This is a genomic window from Phyllobacterium sp. SYP-B3895 (genome assembly GCF_009647635.1).
In the GTDB taxonomy this organism is placed as follows: Bacteria; Pseudomonadota; Alphaproteobacteria; order Rhizobiales; family Rhizobiaceae; genus Phyllobacterium; species Phyllobacterium pellucidum.
This window is the reverse complement of the sequence record NZ_WJIG01000002.1, coordinates 389,070-408,563: the sequence shown is the minus strand read 5'-3', so window position 1 is coordinate 408,563 and position 19,494 is coordinate 389,070. Positions and strand designations below refer to the sequence as shown.

General features: G+C 59.0%; 19 protein-coding genes and 1 pseudogene. 14 read left to right on the top strand and 6 right to left on the bottom strand.

What is annotated here, in order from left to right; translation table 11 throughout:
* Positions 1-4: 4 nt before the first annotated feature.
* Entirely contained in the window at positions 5-2,629 is a 2,625-nt protein-coding gene (gene topA, locus GF108_RS08350) for a type I DNA topoisomerase (protein ID WP_153667600.1), read from the bottom strand.
* Positions 2,630-2,952: 323 nt separating this feature from the next.
* Here topA and GF108_RS08345 point away from each other — a divergent pair, with 323 nt between their 5' ends.
* Positions 2,953-3,153: a hypothetical protein gene (locus tag GF108_RS08345; protein WP_081815942.1), complete on the top strand. Its 201-nt coding sequence runs from the start codon at positions 2,953-2,955 to the stop codon at positions 3,151-3,153.
* On the opposite strand, the pseudogene dprA reads toward GF108_RS08345, so the two are convergent.
* From dprA to GF108_RS08325, 4 genes and pseudogenes are all read right to left on the bottom strand, one after another.
* Positions 3,121-4,253 (bottom strand): annotated as a pseudogene (dprA, locus tag GF108_RS08340) (DNA-processing protein DprA). The gene GF108_RS08345 and the pseudogene dprA overlap by 33 nt on opposite strands.
* Complete coding sequence (gene plsY, locus GF108_RS08335) at positions 4,250-4,864, bottom strand: glycerol-3-phosphate 1-O-acyltransferase PlsY (RefSeq protein WP_153667599.1); 615 nt, start codon at positions 4,862-4,864, stop codon at positions 4,250-4,252. The pseudogene dprA and the gene plsY overlap by 4 nt, the downstream one beginning before the upstream one ends.
* A gap of 21 nt (positions 4,865-4,885) precedes the next feature.
* Positions 4,886-6,172 (bottom strand): dihydroorotase, encoded by a 1,287-nt coding sequence (locus tag GF108_RS08330; protein ID WP_153667598.1) that lies wholly within the window; start codon positions 6,170-6,172, stop codon positions 4,886-4,888.
* Positions 6,169-7,134 (bottom strand): aspartate carbamoyltransferase catalytic subunit, encoded by a 966-nt coding sequence (locus tag GF108_RS08325; RefSeq protein WP_027232506.1) that lies wholly within the window; start codon positions 7,132-7,134, stop codon positions 6,169-6,171. The genes GF108_RS08330 and GF108_RS08325 overlap by 4 nt, the downstream gene beginning before the upstream one ends.
* A gap of 196 nt (positions 7,135-7,330) precedes the next feature.
* Here GF108_RS08325 and GF108_RS08320 point away from each other — a divergent pair, with 196 nt between their 5' ends.
* The 3 genes from GF108_RS08320 to GF108_RS08310 all read left to right on the top strand — a co-directional run bounded on the left by GF108_RS08320 (position 7,331) and on the right by GF108_RS08310 (position 10,801).
* Positions 7,331-8,395 carry an SAM-dependent methyltransferase gene (locus tag GF108_RS08320; RefSeq protein WP_153667597.1) on the top strand — a complete coding sequence of 355 codons (1,065 nt, stop codon included), beginning with the start codon at positions 7,331-7,333 and terminating at the stop codon, positions 8,393-8,395.
* A 168-nt stretch (positions 8,396-8,563) separates the two neighbouring features.
* Positions 8,564-10,195 (top strand): acyl-CoA dehydrogenase family protein, encoded by a 1,632-nt coding sequence (locus GF108_RS08315; RefSeq protein ID WP_172982593.1) that lies wholly within the window; start codon positions 8,564-8,566, stop codon positions 10,193-10,195.
* 282 nt (positions 10,196-10,477) lie between these two features.
* A complete protein-coding gene (locus tag GF108_RS08310; RefSeq protein ID WP_153667596.1) occupies positions 10,478-10,801 on the top strand; it encodes a DUF6105 family protein in 324 nt (107 codons plus the stop codon).
* Here the strand turns inward: GF108_RS08310 and ruvX are convergent.
* Complete coding sequence (ruvX, locus tag GF108_RS08305) at positions 10,765-11,265, bottom strand: Holliday junction resolvase RuvX (RefSeq protein ID WP_153667595.1); 501 nt, start codon at positions 11,263-11,265, stop codon at positions 10,765-10,767. The genes GF108_RS08310 and ruvX overlap by 37 nt on opposite strands.
* Before the next feature lie 117 nt (positions 11,266-11,382).
* On the opposite strand from ruvX, the gene GF108_RS08300 reads away from it, so the two are divergent.
* The 10 genes from GF108_RS08300 to GF108_RS08255 all read left to right on the top strand — a co-directional run bounded on the left by GF108_RS08300 (position 11,383) and on the right by GF108_RS08255 (position 19,221).
* Positions 11,383-12,087, top strand: coding sequence for a metal-dependent hydrolase (locus GF108_RS08300; RefSeq protein ID WP_153667594.1), 705 nt, complete (start codon positions 11,383-11,385; stop codon positions 12,085-12,087).
* 51 nt (positions 12,088-12,138) lie between these two features.
* Entirely contained in the window at positions 12,139-13,752 is a 1,614-nt protein-coding gene (locus GF108_RS08295; RefSeq protein WP_153667593.1) for a hypothetical protein, read from the top strand.
* Positions 13,753-13,838: 86 nt separating this feature from the next.
* The gene (gene gatC / locus GF108_RS08290) at positions 13,839-14,126 is read left to right on the top strand and encodes an Asp-tRNA(Asn)/Glu-tRNA(Gln) amidotransferase subunit GatC (protein WP_091949326.1); all 288 of its coding nucleotides are present in this window, start codon (positions 13,839-13,841) and stop codon (positions 14,124-14,126) included.
* A gap of 5 nt (positions 14,127-14,131) precedes the next feature.
* Positions 14,132-14,614 carry a GNAT family N-acetyltransferase gene (locus GF108_RS08285; RefSeq protein WP_153667592.1) on the top strand — a complete coding sequence of 161 codons (483 nt, stop codon included), beginning with the start codon at positions 14,132-14,134 and terminating at the stop codon, positions 14,612-14,614.
* 18 nt (positions 14,615-14,632) lie between these two features.
* Entirely contained in the window at positions 14,633-16,114 is a 1,482-nt protein-coding gene (gatA, locus tag GF108_RS08280; protein WP_153667591.1) for an Asp-tRNA(Asn)/Glu-tRNA(Gln) amidotransferase subunit GatA, read from the top strand.
* The gene (locus tag GF108_RS08275) at positions 16,105-16,584 is read left to right on the top strand and encodes a GNAT family N-acetyltransferase (protein ID WP_153667590.1); all 480 of its coding nucleotides are present in this window, start codon (positions 16,105-16,107) and stop codon (positions 16,582-16,584) included. The genes gatA and GF108_RS08275 overlap by 10 nt, the downstream gene beginning before the upstream one ends.
* A complete protein-coding gene (locus tag GF108_RS08270) occupies positions 16,584-17,378 on the top strand; it encodes a YdcF family protein (protein ID WP_153667589.1) in 795 nt (264 codons plus the stop codon). Before GF108_RS08275 ends, GF108_RS08270 begins: the two co-directional genes overlap by 1 nt.
* Positions 17,375-18,550, top strand: coding sequence for an NAD(P)/FAD-dependent oxidoreductase (locus tag GF108_RS08265; protein WP_153667588.1), 1,176 nt, complete (start codon positions 17,375-17,377; stop codon positions 18,548-18,550). The genes GF108_RS08270 and GF108_RS08265 overlap by 4 nt, the downstream gene beginning before the upstream one ends.
* Positions 18,551-18,603: 53 nt before the next feature.
* Complete coding sequence (locus GF108_RS08260; RefSeq protein WP_153667587.1) at positions 18,604-18,969, top strand: GFA family protein; 366 nt, start codon at positions 18,604-18,606, stop codon at positions 18,967-18,969.
* A gap of 72 nt (positions 18,970-19,041) precedes the next feature.
* Positions 19,042-19,221, top strand: a complete 180-nt coding sequence (locus GF108_RS08255; RefSeq protein ID WP_091922603.1) for a hypothetical protein — start codon at positions 19,042-19,044, stop codon at positions 19,219-19,221.
* Positions 19,222-19,494: the final 273 nt, after the last annotated feature.

Below are 19,494 nucleotides of genomic sequence, written 5' to 3'. Positions count from 1 at the left end.
CTTCCTAACTTGCCTTTTTCGCCGCAACCTTCTTGGCTGCCGGCTTCTTGGCAGTCTTCTTGGCGGTGGGTTCCTTCTTGGCGGCAGCCTTGCGCGCCGGCGCCTTCTTGCCGCCCTTGGAGCCCGCTTTTTCCGCAATCATGGCAAGCGCTTCTTCGACCGTAACGACAGCCGGATCCTTGCCCTTAGGCAATGTCGCATTGACCTTGCCCCAATTGACGTAAGGGCCATATTTCCCGTCGCGCACCGTGATCGGACCGCCGTCAGGATGATCACCGAGCTGCTTGAGCGCTGCGGGCGTTCCCCTGCTGCGACCCGGACCCTTCGCCTGCTTTTCAGCAAGAACAGTCACGGCGCGGTTGAGCCCGATAGAGAACACATCCTCGGCGCTTTCAAGATTGGCATAGGTGCCGTCATGGGCGATATACGGGCCGTACCGCCCGATGCCGGCCGAAATCATCTTTGCCGTTTCGGGGTGCTGCCCGACATCACGCGGCAGCGACAACAGAGCCAGCGCTTTTTCGTGGTCTATCGTTTCGAGCGTCCAGCCCTTGGGCAGGCTGGCGCGCTTGGCTTCCTTGCCGTCGCCGCGCTGGATATAGGGTCCGAAGCGGCCGCTGCGTGCTGTGATGTCCTCGCCGGTGTAGGGATCCTTGCCGAGAAGCTTTGGCTCGTCGCCGCTATTGCCGTTCTCGTTTGCCGCCTCGCTGCCGCCGAGCTGGCGCGTAAACTTGCACTCGGGATAATTCGAGCAACCGACGAAGGCTCCGTACTTACCAAGCTTCAGCGAAAGATTGCCCGTTCCGCACACCTGGCAGATGCGCGGATCGCTGCCGTCTTCACGCGGCGGGAAGACGAGCGGGCCGAGTTCCTCATTGAGCGCGTCGAGAACGTTGGTGACCCGCAGTTCTTTGATACCATCGACGGAGCCGAAGAAATCGGTCCAGAAATCGCGCAGGACATCTTTCCACTTGAGCTTGCCGTCGGAGATTTCATCGAGCTTTTCCTCAAGGTCCGCCGTGAAATCATATTCGACATAGCGCTTGAAGAAGCTTTCGAGGAAGGCGATTACCAGCCGGCCCTTGGCCTCGGGGATGAGCTTGCGCTTCTCGACCGCAATATATTCGCGGTCGCGCAGTGTCGTTATCGTTGCCGCATAAGTGGATGGGCGGCCTATGCCGAGCTCGGTCATCTTCTTGATGAGCGTTGCTTCCGAATAGCGCGGCGGTGGTTCGGTCGAGTGTTGGCTGGCTTCGATCTTCTCGCGGGCGAGGGCTTCGCCGGCCCTGATCTCGGGCAGGCGGGCGCTGTCTTCGTCGACATCCTCTTCCTCGCGGTGATCGACATAGGCTCCGAGGAAACCGTCAAAACGGACGACCGAACCCGTTGCACGCAATTGCGCGAGGCGGGAGCCGTTCCGCGCCTCGATGTCGACGGTCGTACGCTCGATGTCGGCCGATTGCATCTGGCTCGCGATAGCGCGCTTCCAGATCAATTCATAAAGCCGCGCCTGATCATCGTCGAGGAACTTGCGCATGTCCTTGGGGTGGCGATTGAAGTCGGTCGGGCGGATGGCTTCATGAGCCTCCTGCGCATTTTTCGCCTTGGTTGAATAGTAACGCGGCTTCTCCGGCACATACTTGTCGCCAAAAACACGGCCGATGGTCTTGCGTGCCGCCTGCACCGCTTCCGGATCCATCTGAACGCCGTCAGTACGCATATAAGTAATGAGACCGGCAGTTTCCCCGCCAAGGTCCATGCCTTCGTAAAGACGCTGGGCGATCTGCATCGTGCGTGAGGAGGAAAAGCCCAATTGGCCGGATGCTGCCTGCTGCAAAGTGGAGGTGGTGAAGGGCGGTCCGGGACTGCGCTTTATCGGCTTTGCTTCAACGGCGGTCGCCTTAAACGAAGCGCCTTCGAGCATGGCGCGAATCTCACCGGCCTGTTCGCCGTTCTTGATGTCGAGCTTGCCGAGCTTCTTGTCGTCGATCGCCACAAGGCGCGCTTCGAAGAGGTCGTTGCGCGGTGTCTTCAAGTGCGCTGCGATTGTCCAGTATTCTTCGCGCACAAACCGTTCGATCTCAGCCTCGCGATCCGCGACGAGCCGCAGGGTGACCGATTGGACACGTCCCGCCGAACGGGCGCCGGGCAGCTTGCGCCAAAGCACGGGCGAGAGGGTGAAGCCAAACAGATAGTCGAGCGCACGGCGGGCGAGATAGGCATCGACCAGCGGCATATCGATATCGCGCGGGTTCGCAATGGCCTCGAGCACCGAATCCTTGGTAACCGCGTTGAACGCAACGCGTTTTACCGCCTTTGTACCGATTGCCTTCTTTTGCTGCAGCACCTCGAGCACATGCCAGGAGATCGCCTCACCCTCGCGGTCAGGGTCGGTCGCAAGAAAGAGCGTGTCGCTCTCCTTCAATGCCTTGATGATATCGCTCAGCCGCTTTGACGATTCGGAGCTTACTTCCCAGGACATCGAGAAATCGTTATCGGGGAGGACCGAGCCGTCCTTGGCAGGCAGATCGCGCACGTGGCCGAACGAGGCCAGGACCTTGTAGCCGGGGCCAAGATATTTGGTGATTGATTTGGCCTTTGTAGGCGATTCGACGACGACGAGATTCATTACGGATTCGAGCTTTCTGCCCTTGTCTGATTAAAGAAGTGCCGGTTTCGCACCGGTACAGAAGTCTGTGAAATGAACAGGCTTCTGCGCAACGTCAAGGTCTGGGCTTCAAAAATCGACAATTGCAACCACGGGTTGCTCAACGAGCTAATACAATTAATGGTATTGTCGTTTGCGGTGCAAGAGCCCCGGAGATTTTTGGCCGGTTATTTGATGTGTACGTGTGCAAAGTATAAAAAACAAGGACTTAAGTAGCTATACATTAAGCGATTTCTGGTCAAATATAGCGCCATTTCAGCATGGGTATTTTCAAGGATGTAATTATGAGCGAAAGCAAAATCAATCCAGTCGAGAACGTCAGATTTATTCAGCAGATGCTCGGTGAGCTCCGCACGATGGCCCAAAACACCCGGTTGGACATGTTGGCCTACCTCATCGAGATCGCCTACATTGAGGGCAGCGACCAGCTGCGCCGCCACACGGGGTCGGACTCAGGAATAAACCAGCGAAACATATCCGCCTGAGTGGCGTTGCAAACGTCCGGCAAGATCGAGCTCAAGCAGAATCAGCATGATCAGGGAAGGATGCAGTCCACTCGCGCGGATCAATTCATCTATCTCGGTCGGAACAGGCCCAAGCAGATTGACCACGCGGTCGCGGTCGCTTTCATCAGGTGGGTTGAGCGAAGGGAAATCGATTTCCGGCGCAAGGAAGGCGGGCGGGTCGGCGATCGGTCGATCGACAAGCGGTGTGAGGCCGTCGATCACATCCTGCGTGCAGGTGGTCACCGTCGCGCCATTCTTCAGAAGATCGTTGGTGCCCTTGGCCCTCGGATCGAAAGGGGAGCCAGGAACGGCGAAAACGTGCCGTCCCAGTTCGCCGGCAAGCCGGGCGCTGATGAGCGAACCGGATCGTTCTGCAGCTTCCACCACGACGAGCCCCAGGGATAGCGCGGCAATGATTCTGTTGCGCCGTGGAAAATCCCGCGCACGCGGCTCCCAGCCGAAGGGCATCTCGCTGATGGCAGCGCCGTGTCGACTGGATATCGCTGCGTAAAGGTCAAGATTTTCCGGCGGGTAGGGCATGTCCAGTCCACCTGCCATGACCGCGACGGTTCCATGGTCGAGGCTTGCTTCATGGGCGGCGGTATCGATGCCGCGCGCCAGGCCGGAGATCACGGCAAAACCGGCTTGTCCAAGGTCTCGCGCAAGCATGCGGGCAAATTTGAGACCCACCAGCGAGGCGTTGCGAGCGCCAACGATAGCAACCGGAGGAAGCCGGAAAACGTCCGGATTACCCTTGATTGCCACGAGGGGAGCGGATTATCGCATTGCCGCAGGTAGCGCGGATAGTCGGGTTCGCCGATCCCGACGAAGCGCGCACCGGTTTTAGCTGCGGCTTCCATTTCGCGCATGGCATCCTCGACCGGGGCGATGCGAATCGGGCGGTGTCCTCCACCGCGCCGAACGAGTTCGGGAAGCACTTCCAGTGCGGCAGCGGCTGATCCGCAATGGGCTATGAGATCGCGAAAGGTCGCGGGGCCGACATTGTCGCTTCGGAGCAAACGAAGCCAGGCCAGCCGCTGGCTGTCAGAAAGGCGAATGCCTTTCGCGGCGTCGTTCACCCTTTGGATCCGATCTTGCCTTCAGTCCCAGAGATGAGACGCTGGATATTCGCGCGGTGCTTGATGAAGACGATGACGGTAAGGATCAGAAACAGCACGGCTATCTGGTGCAAGCCTATAATATAAAGTGCGATCGGGACAATCGCGGCCGCGACAAGAGCGGCGAGTGACGAATAGCGCGTGGTATAGGCTACGCCCAGCCAGACTGCGGCAAAGATCAATGCACCCTGCCAGAACAATCCGAGTAGAACTCCCAGATATGTGGCGACGCCCTTGCCGCCTTTGAACTTCAGCCAGACTGGAAAAATATGGCCGAGGAACGCACCGAGGCCCGCTGCGATTGCCGCCTCCGGACTGACGATCCCGGCGATCAGCACGGCGGCTGTTCCCTTCAACATGTCCAGGAGCAGAGTGGCCGCTGCCAGCTTCTTGTTACCCGTGCGCAGCACGTTCGTGGCGCCGATATTGCCCGAACCAATGCTGCGGACATCTCCGAGCCCTGCCATGCGCGTCAAAATCAGGCCAAACGGGATGGAACCCAGCAGATAGCCGAAGGCCAGTGCAAAGAGAAGAAGCGGAACGCCTGCTGGTCCGCCTGAAAAATCCGACATGCAACGCCCCCCTGGCGGCTTCTAGATGGAGAAGACTGATTTGCCTGCAACGAATGTCTGAATGACGCGCCCCTGGAACCGTGCTCCTTCGAAGCAACTGTTCTTGGAGCGTGACCGCAGATCTTCTTCCTTCACAACCCACGGCTCGTCAAGATCGACTATGGTCACATCTGCTTTGGCGCCGGTCCGCAACGAGCCGGCCTCGATGCCGAATATCCGGGCTGGCGCGCTCGACAGCGCTTCGACGATGCGCAGAAGCGGTACATCGCCGTTGTGATGCAGCCGCAGCGCCGCACCGAGCAGCGTTTCAAGTCCGATCGCACCGGCGGCGGCATCGGCAAAGGGCAGGCGCTTGGTATCGACATCCTGCGGATCGTGGGCCGACACGATAATGTCGATCACGCCTTCGCGCAGCGCCTCCACCATCGCAAGCCGGTCCTCCTCGAGCCGCAGCGGCGGTTGCAGGCGGAAGAAGGTGCGGAATTCGCCGACATCGTTCTCGTTCAGCGACAGGTGGTTAATCGAAACGCCGGAGGTCACGTTGAGACCGTCCTGCTTGGCCTTGGCGATGACCTCGGCCGACATGGCGGTCGAGATCTGTGCCGCATGATAAGCGCCTTGGGTAAGGGCGGCGAGTCGCATGTCACGCTCGAGCGGGATAAACTCCGCTTCGCGCGGTGTGCCGGAAAGGCCGAGCCAACTGGCGAACAGGCCCTCGTTCATCACCCCGTTGACGCCGAGGTACGGATCCTGGGCTTCGTGTGCGAGGACGACACCAAAATCGCGCGCATAGGTAAGTGCCCGTCGCATCAACTGCGTATTGGCGATGGAGTGTCGACCCTCGCTGATCGCGACGGCTCCGGCTTCGCGGAGCAATCCGATCTCGGTCATCTCCTCGCCGTTGAGACCCTTGGTGACTGCCGCGGCCGGATAGACGTTGACGACCGCTGTGTCGCGCGCGGTACGCAGCACGAATTCGACGAGGGCGACATTGTCGATGACCGGGTCGGTATCGGGCATCATGATCATGGAGGTGACGCCGCCGGCGGCGGCCGCATGACTGGCGGACGCAATCGTTTCGCGATGTTCCGCCCCCGGTTCCCCAATGAACACGCGGGAATCGACGAGGCCGGGGAGGACAGATTTGCCCTTGCAGTCGATTACCGTTGCGCCTTCGGGCGTGCCCTGGTTACGAGCATCTGCACCGCTCGCGACAATCCTGTCGCCGTCGATGATCAGGGTTCCGATTTCGTCGAGGCCGCGCGAGGGATCGACTATGCGGGCGTTCTGCAGAACTGTCGTGCTCATCCTGCAACTCCCTCCGCATTGCGGCGCGGGTCGAGCAGCGCTTCCATCACAGCCATGCGCACGGCGACGCCCATTTCCACCTGTTCCTGAATGACGCTTTGTGAGCCGTCGGCAACGTCCGAAGCGATCTCGACACCGCGATTCATCGGGCCGGGATGCATGACCAGCGCATCGGGCTTGGCATATTTAAGTTTCTCGCGGTCAAGTCCGTGATAGCGGAAATATTCGCGCACCGATGGAACGAATGATCCGGCCATGCGCTCGCGCTGGAGCCGCAGCATCATGACCACGTCGGCGTCTTTCAGGCCGTCTTGCATGTTGTGGAACACCTCCGCGCCCATGTGGGCAATGCCGGAAGGAAGCAATGTGGAGGGTGCAACCACGCGAACGCGGGCGCCCAAGGCATTGAGTAGGATGATATTCGAGCGGGCGACGCGCGAATGCAGGACATCGCCGCAGATCGCGACTGTCAGCCGCTCGACTTTCCCCTTGGCACGGCGGATCGTCAGCGCATCGAGCAGCGCTTGGGTCGGATGTTCATGCGCCCCATCGCCGGCATTGACCACCGAGCAACCGACCTTCTGCGCCAAAAGGGCAGCGGCCCCGGCGGAAGAGTGGCGGATGATCAGGATATCGGGCCGCATCGCATTGAGCGTCATCGCCGTGTCGATCAGCGTCTCGCCCTTTTTGACCGATGAGTTGCCGACCGACATGTTCATGACGTCGGCCCCGAGACGCTTGCCCGCAAGCTCGAACGACGATTGCGTTCGTGTCGAGGCTTCGAAGAAGAGGTTGATTTGGGTCCGACCGCGCAGAACGCTCTTCTTTTTCTCGGACTGCCGTGAAACCGCAATCTCACTTTCGGCGAGATCGAGAAGCTGCGTTATGTCCTGCGGTGAAAGACCCTTGATGCCAAGCAGATGGCGATGGGCGAAAGGAGGTGGGAGCGTTTCCAATGTCATAGCAAGTCCCCCCTATAGGCCCGATGCCCCGCTGCTGCAAGCATTGGACTACGCATATCCTTTGTGATCGCCAACATGGCTGTGAACAATGGAGCATAAGGTGGCGGGGTCGGCAACGGGCGTCAATTGCTGCTGTTGTCGAAGAGGCGTACAATCACCTCTGCCAGTGACGACGCGGATACAATGAGGGGGCAGCATGTCAGATGGCATTATCCCCACACGCGCCGCCATGGAAGGCGGCGGATACTATAATCGCCATTCGGCGATGCAGGCTGCCGGCAATGCGGCGGCCCTGGCACTGTGGCAATCGGCGGCGAATTCGGTTGCCTTCGGCGACGAACCGCTCGTCATCGTCGATTACGGCTCTTCTCAGGGCAAGAACTCGATGGATCCTGTAGCGATCGCGATCCAGACGCTGCGGGCACGCGCCGGTGACGAGCGTTCCATCGAGGTGATCCACACGGATTTGCCCTCGAATGACTTCACATCGCTGTTCAATGCCCTCGAAAGCGATCCGCAGAGCTACATGACGGGATCGACGGGAATATTCCCCTCCGCGATCGGGCGCAGTTACTATGAGCCCCTCTTTACTCCGGGGCGGGTGCACCTTGGGTGGAATTCCTGGACCATGCAGTGGATGAGCCAACACCCCATCGACATTCCCGACCACATTTTTGCCCTTCACAGCAAATTTGAGGACGTTCACAAGGCACTACTCCTTCAACAAGGCCGCGACTGGCGGCTGTTCCTGCAGCGCCGGGCCTGCGAATTGCGCCAGGATGGCAGGCTTCTATGCCTTTTCCCAGGGCGGCCGGAAGACAGGGTTGGCTGGGAGTGGCTGACCAGCGAGTTGTGGCACGCCTTGCTCTCCATGAAGCACGATGGACTTCTTTCGGAAGACGATCTTCTGCATATCAACATTCCGACGGCCCCGCGCAAACTTGCCGATATCCGGGCGCCCTTTGCAACGGGAGATGGCGCGTTTGCCGGCCTGCGGATCGAACACTCGGAAATACTGCCCGGCCCGGACTTGCATTGGGATGCGTTCGACCGCACCGGCGATCCACTACCGCTTGCGCGCGGTTGGACCGGCATGATGCGGGCTTTTTCGGGTCCAACCGTGGCGGCCTCACTCAGCGCCAAACCGAACCGGGCAGCGCTGGTTGATGAGCTTTACAGCAGAATGGAAACAAGCCTTGCGTCGAACCCGCGGCGGCATGAACACTTCGTCGCCGTCGTGCTTTTGCATAAGGTCGGTTGAGACGACTGGTTTTCTCGCACGCGGCCGATATCGACTAACGCCGGACACATCATATATTGAGTGAGTTAACCGCTTGTCAGATTCTTGGCACGATAAAGTGTCTGCGCGCACCCGCATGCCGATTGAAACCCGAGCGTGCGACTACCAAAGCAAGTCAGGACCCGCTACTTGAAAACCCATGATGTTCTCAACCAGACACCGCCGATGAGCGGCCTTAACGCCTACCTCGGCGATCCCTTGCTGATGCAAATCACCAAGCGTTTCCCGCAGGAGGTGCGCAAGGAACTGGAACAGAACGGGCGCTTCGTACTTTCAAGCGATGCGCAGGATTTGGCGAGGCTGGCGAATGCGGAAACGCCGAAGCTGCGCACCCATGACCGTCAGGGCCGGCGCATCGACGTTGTCGATTACCATCCTGCCTATCATGCCTTGATGCGCCGGTCGGTGTCGCAGGGCCTGCATTCCTCGATATGGGAAGACGGAAAGACGGAATCAGGCGTACGCCATCAAGCGCGCGCCTCGCGCTTCTACCTTACGGCCCAACTCGAGTGTGGCCATCTATGTCCGCTGACAATGACGAGCGCTTCGCTCGCGGCCCTGATGGCATCGCCAACGCTCTATCGCGAGTGGTCGCCGCTGATCCTGCCTCGCAAATATGATTCCAGCAACAAATCGCCGGCAAAGAAGGCGGGTCTCACGCTCGGTATGGGGATGACCGAGAAGCAGGGCGGCACCGACGTTCAGGCCAACACAACGCGCGCCGAGCCGGACGGAAGCGGCTTTTATCGGATCACTGGCCATAAATGGTTCATGTCGGCGCCGATGTCCGATGCCTTCCTCGTCCTCGCACAGGTCCGCGAAGGACTTTCATGCTTTCTCGTGCCGCGCATCCTTCCGGACGGAAGTTCGAACGGGTTCCGCTTTCAACGGCTGAAAGACAAGCTCGGCAATCGCTCGAATGCCTCGTCGGAAGTCGAATTCGAAAGTGCCCTTGGGCAGATGATCGGCAATCCGGGAGAGGGGGTCAAAACGATCATCGACATGGTGACGCTGACGCGGCTTGATTGCGCCGTCGCTTCGGCAGGACTGATGCGTGCCGGACTTGCGGAAGCGGTGCACCATGCGCGCCACCGCGTTGCGTTCGAGACGACGCTCATCGAGAAACCGCTCATGCTGCGCGTACTCGCCGATATGGCTCTCGATGTCGCGGCTGCCACGGCGCTTGCAATGCGCCTGGCGCGGGCATTCGATAATGCTGCCAAGGATCGCAGCGAAGCCGCCTTTGCCCGCGTCATGACCCCTGTGGTCAAATACTGGGTGGCAAAGATTGCCCCCGCGATGCTCTATGAGACGATGGAGTGCCTCGGCGGCAATGGTTACATCGAGGAAGGCAATCTCGCACGCTACTATCGCGAGGCCCCGGTCAATGCGATCTGGGAGGGCTCGGGCAATGTCATGGCACTCGATGTTGTTCGCGTTCTTAAGCGGGGTCCGCAGCTTTTCGATGAAGTGCTGAACTGGATCGGGGCTCAACTCGGACGGGGCGGGCAGGGCACGGTCGAAGTGCTGCGCGCAGCCATGCGCGTCACCGAGAACGATGAAGGTGCGGCCCGTATTCTGACCGAGCAGCTTGCACTGGCGGCGGCCGGTGCGGAACTGCGCTATCTCCATTCAGAAGATATAGCTGACGCCTTTATCGAAACACGGCTCGGCGGCCAGTGGCGCACGACCTACGGCATGCTCGACGCGCGCCACAACGCCAAGAACATCGTGAATTCACTTTATCCGGGCGCGGCCTGATTCTCAGGGCGCCGCCGCAGAACCTTTGACCGCGCAGTGCACGCACCGCGTGCAGCATCTTCATTGTCAAAAAATCGGATTGCCCGCACAAAAGTGCATCGGGAGCGCGCACGGGGGCTCGCTAATAGCTTCAATTTGAATTAAATTTTTGTAAATTAACCTTAACAAACAGTTTACATTGCGGTTCACTTCTTAAACGATAACACTGTCGTTCGAAATTGCACTGCAAATTCGTAGGGTTAAGATAAAGTGATTATGAGCTTCCCTTGGAGGAGTTACTGAATGCGCAGCTTCCTGATTTTCTGGGCGGGACCGCTGAGTTTCCTTTGGGGATGGTATTTCCTGTCGTATTACAATCTCAGTATGGGCATGTATTTTTTCAGCCGTGAGATGCATGACCTGGTGTTTCAGATTTACGGGGAGGCGCTTGGCATAGCGCCGGAAAGCATTCCACCCCTGGTTGCGCGTGCTTGTATTATCGATACCGGTCTGGTCCTTGGCCTCATCGCCTTCCGCCGTCGCCGCAAGATCATTGCCTGGGTAAAGGAATGGCGCGCAGCGCGGGCTGGCTACGGGAAGGAACTTCCGTCAATATCGGTTTCCTGACGCAGCGCTCGCAGGCGGTCCAAAGCGCCTTGCAAGATAAAGGATGCAGCGGCTGAATCGATGCGGTCGGCCCGCTTCTGGCGCGATACATCCATTCCGATCAGAACGCGCTCGGCCGCAACCGTCGACAGACGCTCGTCCCAATAGACAAATGGAAGTTCCGTCAGCTTCTCCATATTGCGAACGAAGGCGCGGGTCGCCTGCGCCCGCGGTCCTTCGCTGCCGTCCATGTTTACCGGCAGCCCGATGATAATGGCGCCGACATTGTCGGCATTGAGCGCTTTCAACAAATCCTGAGCGTCGTGTGTGAACTTGCTGCGTTTCAATACAGGACGTGGGTTGGCAAACGAGAAACCGCGATCTGAAATCGCGATTCCGATCGTCTTGGTCCCAAGGTCAAGACCGGCAAGCGTCTTGCCCTCCGCCACGCGCGTCTCAAGTTCTTCAATTGCCAATACCGTCAATTTGATTGCTTCCTGCACTTGCAATGCGGATCGATCGACCGCTTTAATCCGGCACACCTGACACATACCGCTTCTACAGCAGCGTGGCGAGCATCCAATGAATGAAGGGATAAAGACATGAAAATTACCTGGCTTGGCCATTCGGCTTTCCGGCTCGAAACCACAAAGAACACGATTCTGATCGATCCGTTCCTGAACGGGAACCCCGGCGCCAAGGGCGTGGACATCAAGGAAGCAACCAGGGGCGTCGACCACATTATCCTGACGCACGGCCATGGCGATCACGTGGGCGACACGATCGCGCTGGCCAAGGAAACCGGTGCGCTCGTCACTGGCAACGCCGACCTTGTGTCGTGGCTCGCTTCAAAGGGCGTCGCCCGCGTCGATCCCACCAATACGGGCGGTACGGTTTCCTATGACGGCTTTACCGTCACATATGTCAACGCACTGCATTCGTCGGCGCAGTTGACCGAAGACGGCGTGTCGCACTCGCTCGGCAGCGCGAACGGCGTGGTGCTGCATTTCGATGCCGACCCGACGCTTTATCACATGGGCGATACCGATATCTTCTCGGACATGGCGCTGATCAACGAACTGCACAATCCGCAGATCGGCATTTTGCCGGTTGGCGACCGTTTCACCATGGGTGGTGCGGTGGCGGCCCTTGCAGCGCGGCGCTATTTCAAGTTCGAACAGGCTATTCCCTGTCATTACGGCTCATTTCCTATAATCGACCAGACCCCGGAGAATTTCGTGGCCGGAATGGAAGGTGCAGAAACCAATGTCGTTGTTCCGACAACAAATCAGCAATTTACCATTTGAATTGAAGTTGCTAGATCAACGCTGGCTCGTATCGAGGCCTGGAGAAAAGACGTGCGCAGACTGCTTCTTGCTTCCCTCTTGATGACATCGGCATGGCCGGCATTCGCTCAAACCGTCGATGCGGATGGCGCAAAGGCACTCGCCGATACCCTGGCGAAATATTTCGGCCGGACCGCGATCGAGGGCAAGATCGTGAACGTTGCGCCCGAGGGGGATAGCTACCGTGTCACCTTGAGCACGGCAGAGCTTCTCAAGGCAATTCCCGGTGGCGGCGGCTATATGGAGGGTGATTTCGGCAACTATGCTCTGCTCGCCCGACCGCTGGCCGATGGCACATGGAACATGTCTGCTGCAACCCTTCCTGCCGGTTCGATCAAGATGACAACGCCCACTGGACCGGAGGCGCTGCAATGGTCGTTCGAGAATGCTGCATTGAGCGGTGTTTTTGATCCGAAACTCGGCACGTTCAGCAAGTCCGATTTCTCCTACGACTCGTTCAAGATGACATCGACCAGTGCGGTCCAGGACATAGAAGCAAGTGCAGGTCCCGCGAAAGGCCATACGACCGGGATGGCAAATCCTGCCGGTGGTGTCGATGTCAGCAATACTCAGACGGCGAGCAACTTCGTCGAATCGATCTTGATGAAATCTCCGCCTGCGCCAGCATCAGATGATGGCGCTGCTGCAACGGCGCCGGAGCCGGCCGCTCCCGAACAGCCGTTGAAGGCGGTTGTGAGGAGCGGGGATGTGTCGTTCTCGGCGGATGCCAAGGGCGCGCGCAATCTCGAAATTCTGGACCTATGGGCATTCTTCGTGGCCCATTCCGACGTGAAGACGCTGACCGACCCGCAGCAGGCGGAACTCAAGGGCAAGCTCCTTGCAGCACTACCGCTCTGGGAGAAGTTGGCCGGTTCATATCGGTTCGGTGGGCTCGATATCGATACGCCGCTCGGCAAGTTCACAGCGAAGACTATCGCTCAGGAGATGGATTTCGACGGTATCAGCAAGGACGGTGGCTATCACTTTGCACTTCGAACCAACGGCCTCACCTATCCGGCCTTGCCTATACCGGATTGGGGCCTGCCGTTCCTGCCAACCGATGTCGAACTCGCCTTTGGTGCGGAAAGCATTGATCTGGACACGCTGGTAAAGGCCGCCGTGGCGGATATGGATCTGCGCCGTGACGAGCCGTTTTCGGATGCATTTCAATCAAATGCCGCTGCGGCCTTTGTGACCAATCCGCCCAAGGTGGTTATCGACAAGAGCACGGTTCGGACGGCCGAAAGTGAAATCACCGTTGAGGGGGAAGTGTCCTTTGCCGGCATGAAGCCGACAAGCCGCACCACCTGGGAAATGGCCGGATTCGATGCCGCGCTCGATCGGCTGAATAAGGCGGCCGAGCATGAGCCAGAGGTCAAGAATTACGTCGTCTTTGCCAAGCTTGCGAAGGATTTCGGCACGCAACTGCCGAACGGGCATATCCAGTGGATCGTCGATCAACAGGCGGATGGGTCGGTCAGCGTCAACGGCAATGCGGTCAAGGGACCCGATCCGGTCGCAACACCCGACGATGATGACGCGCTCGATGGAACGATGCTCGATGACAATATCATCGATCCGGATGCCGGGAGCGATAGCGATAACGCGGATGCTCCGAAGCAATAGGCCCGTTTCACTGCGTCTTGTCCGTTGCGCTCGGGCGCGACGGACACTATAGCTCTGGAAGAAAAACCCGAACTTTAGGAAGTCCCATGTCTGTCGACGTATCCACCGTCAAGCGCGTCGCGCATCTCGCCCGGATTGCCGTGAGCGAAGCCGATGTCGAGCGCATGACCGGCCAGCTGAACGCCATTCTCGGCTTCGTGGAACAACTTGATGAGGTTAACGTCGACGGCGTCGAGCCGATGACGTCGGTAACGCCCATCGCGATGAAGAAGCGTCGCGACGAGGTCGATGATGGTGGCAAGGCTGCCGATATCGTCGCCAACGCGCCGATCCACGAGGAAAATTTCTTCGTCGTTCCGAAGGTCGTGGAGTAAGACCAATGGCCATCTCCATAGCCATCGAAACTCCATTGCAGGATGATGTAAGGTCGCTTGTTGCCGATCTTAATGCGCATCTGTTGCCACTTTCTCCGGTCGAGTTTCAGTTCAAGATGACCGTCGAGGAAATGGCGGGCGCCGATACGACCGTTTTCGTCGCGCGCGATGAATCGGGCTTTGCCATCGGGTGCGGCGCGCTTAAAGAGCATGCAGACGGGCTTGGTGAGATCAAGCGCATGTTTACCCACCCGACCGTTCGCGGCCAGCGCGTGGGATCGGCTTTGCTCGAGGCGATTACGGCCGTTGCGGTGGAAAGGGGCGTCACGCACCTCGTGCTTGAGACTGGCGTCGGGCCGGGCTTCGACGCGGCGTGGCGGCTCTACCAGCGCGCGGGGTTCACCCGTTGCGGCGTCGTGCTCGACTATCCGGATTCCGAACACAGTGCATTTTACGAGAAGCGGCTGGCGCTGACGCCGGCCCAATAGACAGGACCAGTCTCTGATATGACCGATTTGACCGCTCTCACCATTGCCGAGGCGCGCGACCAGTTGAAGGCGAAGGCGATCACCGCCACGGAACTCACTGGCGCCTATATTCAGGCGATCGAGAACGCGAACGATGCCCTGAACATCTATGTCGCTCAGACGCCGGAAAAGGCGCTGGAAATGGCCAAGGCATCGGACGCGCGGCTCGCGGCCGGGCAGGCTGGGGCGCTTGAAGGCATTCCGCTCGGCATCAAGGACCTGTTCGGCACGGAAGGCGTGCACACCCAGGCAGGCTCGCACATTCTCGACGGCTTCAAGCCGCACTATGAATCGACGGTCACGGCGAATCTCTGGGCTGACGGCGCCGTCATGCTCGGCAAGCTTAACATGGACGAGTTCGCCATGGGCTCGTCGAACGAGACCTCCTATTACGGCCCCGTGAAGAACCCGTGGCGCGCCAGTGGCTCGAATCTGGACCTCGTACCCGGTGGATCGTCCGGCGGTTCGGCTGCAGCCGTTGCGGCCCACCTCTGCGCCGGCGCGACGGCGACCGACACTGGCGGTTCCATCCGCCAGCCCGCGGCCTTTACCGGCACCGTCGGCATCAAGCCGACCTATGGCCGCTGCTCGCGCTGGGGCATCGTTGCCTTCGCCTCCTCGCTGGACCAGGCCGGGCCGATCGCACGGGACGTGCGCGATGCTGCGATTCTGCTGAAGTCCATGGCTTCGGTCGATCCGAAGGACACGACTTCGGTCGATATCGCGGTTCCGGATTACGAAGCCGCCATCGGCAAGCCGCTCGCCGGCATCAAGATCGGCATTCCGAAGGAATACCGCGTCGATGGCATGCCGGAGGAGATCGAAAAGCTCTGGCAGCAGGGCATTGCCTGGCTGAAGGATGCGGGCGCTTCGATCGTCGACATATCCTTGCCGCACACGAAATATGCGCTCCCGGCCTACTACATCGTTGCGCCGGCGGAGGCTTCGTCGAACCTCGCCCGTTATGACGGCGTACGCTACGGCCTGCGGGTGCCGGGCAAGGACATCGTCGATATGTATGAGAAGACGCGCGCCACCGGCTTTGGTGAAGAGGTGAAGCGCCGCGTGATGATTGGCACCTACGTGCTGTCGGCCGGCTATTACGACGCCTACTACCTGAAGGCGCAAAAGGTGCGGACGCTGATCAAGAAGGATTTCGAGGACGCCTTCCATGCGGGCGTCCATGCGATCCTGACGCCGGCAACGCCATCGGCGGCATTTGGCATCGCCGATCAGGATATGGCGGCCGATCCGGTGAAAATGTACCTCAACGACATCTTCACCGTCACGGTGAACATGGCCGGCCTGCCGGGCATCGCCATACCCGCGGGTCTCGACGCCAAGGGTCTACCGCTTGGATTGCAGCTCATTGGGCGGCCGTTCGATGAGGAAACGCTGTTTCAGGCGGGCTACGTCATCGAGCAGGCAGCCGGAAAATTCACCGCTCCGAAATGGTGGTAATCAGGCGCGCAACAGAAGCCGACATCGCGGCAATTGCCGCAGTCGGCTCCCGCGCCTGGGCATCCAACATATTCTCGTTCGAGCCTGAATTGCCGGGCATGCGTTCGCATGTCGAACGGGCGTTTCAGTCCTTTGCCGAAAATTCGTATCAGCACGTGACGGTTGCCGAAGTCGATGCAACCATCGTCGGATGGGGTGCTCGCGAAAAGGATAATGACTATATTTCCGACCTTTGGGTCGAACCCGCAGTTCAGGGGCAGGGCATTGGCTCGCAACTCTTGCGGGTTCTCAAGATGGCGATAGCAGATGCTGGATATACGAAAGCCCGCATCAGCACGCATGCCCGCAATTCCGGCGCCATTCGGCTTTACCGGCGCGAAGGTTTCGCGATCATCGAACGGGGCCTTGAATGGTCGACCAGCCTTGAGCGCGAAATCGAGAAGGTGCACATGCTGGCGGAGCTCGGCTGATGTTCTTCGCTGCCTCGAAAATCTTCTGGTTCTTTGCGCAGCCGCTCAACTTCTCGATCCTGCTGGCGGGACTGGCGTTCCTGGCAATTCTCCTGTCTCGCAGGCGCCTTGCACTGGCAGCGGCTGGCCTGTCGTTTCTTATTCTCGGTATCGGCGCCTGGACATCGGTCGGCGCACTGATGATGCATCCGCTTGAAGATCGCTTCCAGCGGCCTGTGACCATGCCGGACAAGATCGACGGCATTATCGTCCTCGGCGGTGGCTTCGAGGCCGGAATTAATCTCGTCCGTGGCGGCTATGAGCTCAATGGCAGCGGCGATCGCTTCGTCGAGGCGGCCATTCTCGCGCGGCGTTTTCCAGAGGCGAAGGTGGTCGTCACCGGTGGTGCGGGCGACCTGATCCTCGACGGGGAAGCGGACGGCGTGACGGCGCCGCGCCTGCTGACTGCTCTTGGGGTCGCGCCGGAGCGCCTTCTGCTCGAATCCAAGTCGCGCAACACCTACGAGAATGCGGTGTTCACCAAAGCCATGGTTGACGCGAAGCCCGGCCAAACCTGGCTGCTGGTTACATCGGCGTTCCATATGCCCCGTTCGATGGGCCTCTTTCGCAAAGCTGGCTTCAATGTCCTGCCGTGGCCGTCCGATTACCGAACTTCGGGCACGGAGCACCTTGGCATCGCACAGGACAATGCCCAGGATTCTCTGCAGAATCTCTCTATGGCGCTGCGGGAATGGATTGGTCTCGCTGTCTATCGGCTGACCGGACGTATCGACCAACTGGTACCTTCGCCATGAAGGTGGATGTCCTTGTCATCGGCGCCGGGGCTGCGGGCATGATGTGCGCCATCGAAGCGGGAAAACGCGGACGTTCGGTGCTGATCGTCGATCACGCTCCCGCGCCCGGCGAAAAAATCCGGATATCGGGGGGCGGGCGCTGCAACTTCACCAATCTCAATGCCGCGCCGCAGAATTACATCAGCAAGAACCCCCACTTCTGCATATCGGCCCTGCGCCGGTACACGCAGCGGGATTTTATAGCCCTCGTCGATCGTTACGCCATTGCCTGGCATGAAAAGACGCTGGGGCAGCTGTTTTGTGATGGCTCGTCCAGGCAGATCATCGACTTGCTCGTCACGGAAATGAAGCGTGCGGGCGTGGAAATGCGTTTACGCACAACGGCAAGTTCAATCGAACCGATCTCCGACGGCTACAGCATCGACCTCGATGGGCAGAAGGTCAGGTGTGCATCGCTTGTTGTCGCTTGCGGTGGAAAATCCATTCCGAAAATGGGTGCGACTGGATTTGGCTACGATATCGCCCGCCAGTTCGGTATCTCTGTCACGGAGACCCGGCCGGCGCTGGTCCCGCTGACCTTCGACGAGAGGACGCTTGCACCGATCAAGCCCCTCTCTGGCGTTTCGGTCGATGCGGTGGTTACGCATGGACGCACCAGTTTTGCCGAGGCGATGCTCTTTACGCATCGCGGCCTCAGCGGTCCGGCGATCCTGCAGATTTCGTCCTTTTGGCGGGAAGGCGATACGATCTCCGTGGCGATGCTGCCTGGCACCAAGGTCTTCGAGGCCTTGCGCGGCGCGCGCTCGCGCAATGGCAAACAAGCCCTGCAGACTGCGCTGGCGGAGCTTCTGCCGAAGCGACTTGCGCAGCTGATTGCGGAAAACAGCAAGATCGATACGCACCTTGCCGACCTTTCGGACAAGCAACTCCTGGCCGTCGAAAAGGCCGTCAACGATTGGCAGGTCAAGCCGGCCGGTTCGGAAGGCTATCGCACGGCGGAGGTCACGCTCGGGGGTGTCGATACGGACTATCTCGACCAGAAAACGATGGAGGCAAAGTCCCATCGGGGACTTTATTTCATCGGTGAGGTTGTCGATGTAACCGGTTGGCTCGGCGGCTATAATTTCCAATGGGCCTGGTCGTCAGGCCGGGCGGCGGGTCAGGTTGCATAAACCTGTATAAGCTGAAATTCTGATGATGACTATTTCGCCTGAGGGAGGCAATCATGACCATTCATGCAAGCTGCCATTGCGGCGCCATCAAATTCGAGGTCAGTGAAGTGCCGGCCTCCGTAACCGCCTGCACGTGTACCTTCTGTACCAAGCGCGGGGCGCTGTGGGCCTATTACACGCCGGATCAGGTCAAGCTCTCGGTGACGCCCGAAGCGGATGCCGTCTACTCGCGCAGAGGCTTCAGCAAACACCATCATTGCCTCGTATGCGGTTGCGGCACGTTCTCGGTACTGCCGACCTGGGTCGACTTCAAGCCGGATTTCGAACATCCGCGCACCAGCGTCAATGTTCGGCTGTTCGACGATTTCGATATCACCTCACTGCCGGTCAAAACCGTTGACGGGAGAAATCTCTGGTAAGTCGTTGCCTCCGGTCGAGAATCCTGCTTCCCTGACCCGGGGCGATGTTTTAGTCGAACAGGGAGGTAGGCCATGTGGATCAATCTGACCGACGTTAATGGCGACCACGTTACCGTCAATTTCAATCACGTTGTTTCATTCAATCCCTATGGTACCGGAACGCATATTGTAACGATCACGGCCGGGCTAACCTTCTTCGTCAAGGAAACTACTGACGAGATTCAGAAGAAGGTTGGAATTACCGCAAGCTGAACGGTTCCTGAACGACTTCTTCTGTGACAGACAGCATCTTATTCTGATCGCCTAATTTCCACGCCGCCCCGACCCCGTTGGCGCAATTTTATTACGTACGCGGCCATTTTTGCGCAATGAAAAGGATGCTTATTCATCGGCGGGGAAACTATTCGCAATCTACTGGTTTTATTCAAATATAGGTCAAAATTCGATACAAAGAGTGATTTGTTAAATCGGTTTAGATCCCCTATTTATGTAGCATGCAGCGGACAAATGCGTCTGCTGAGGGAA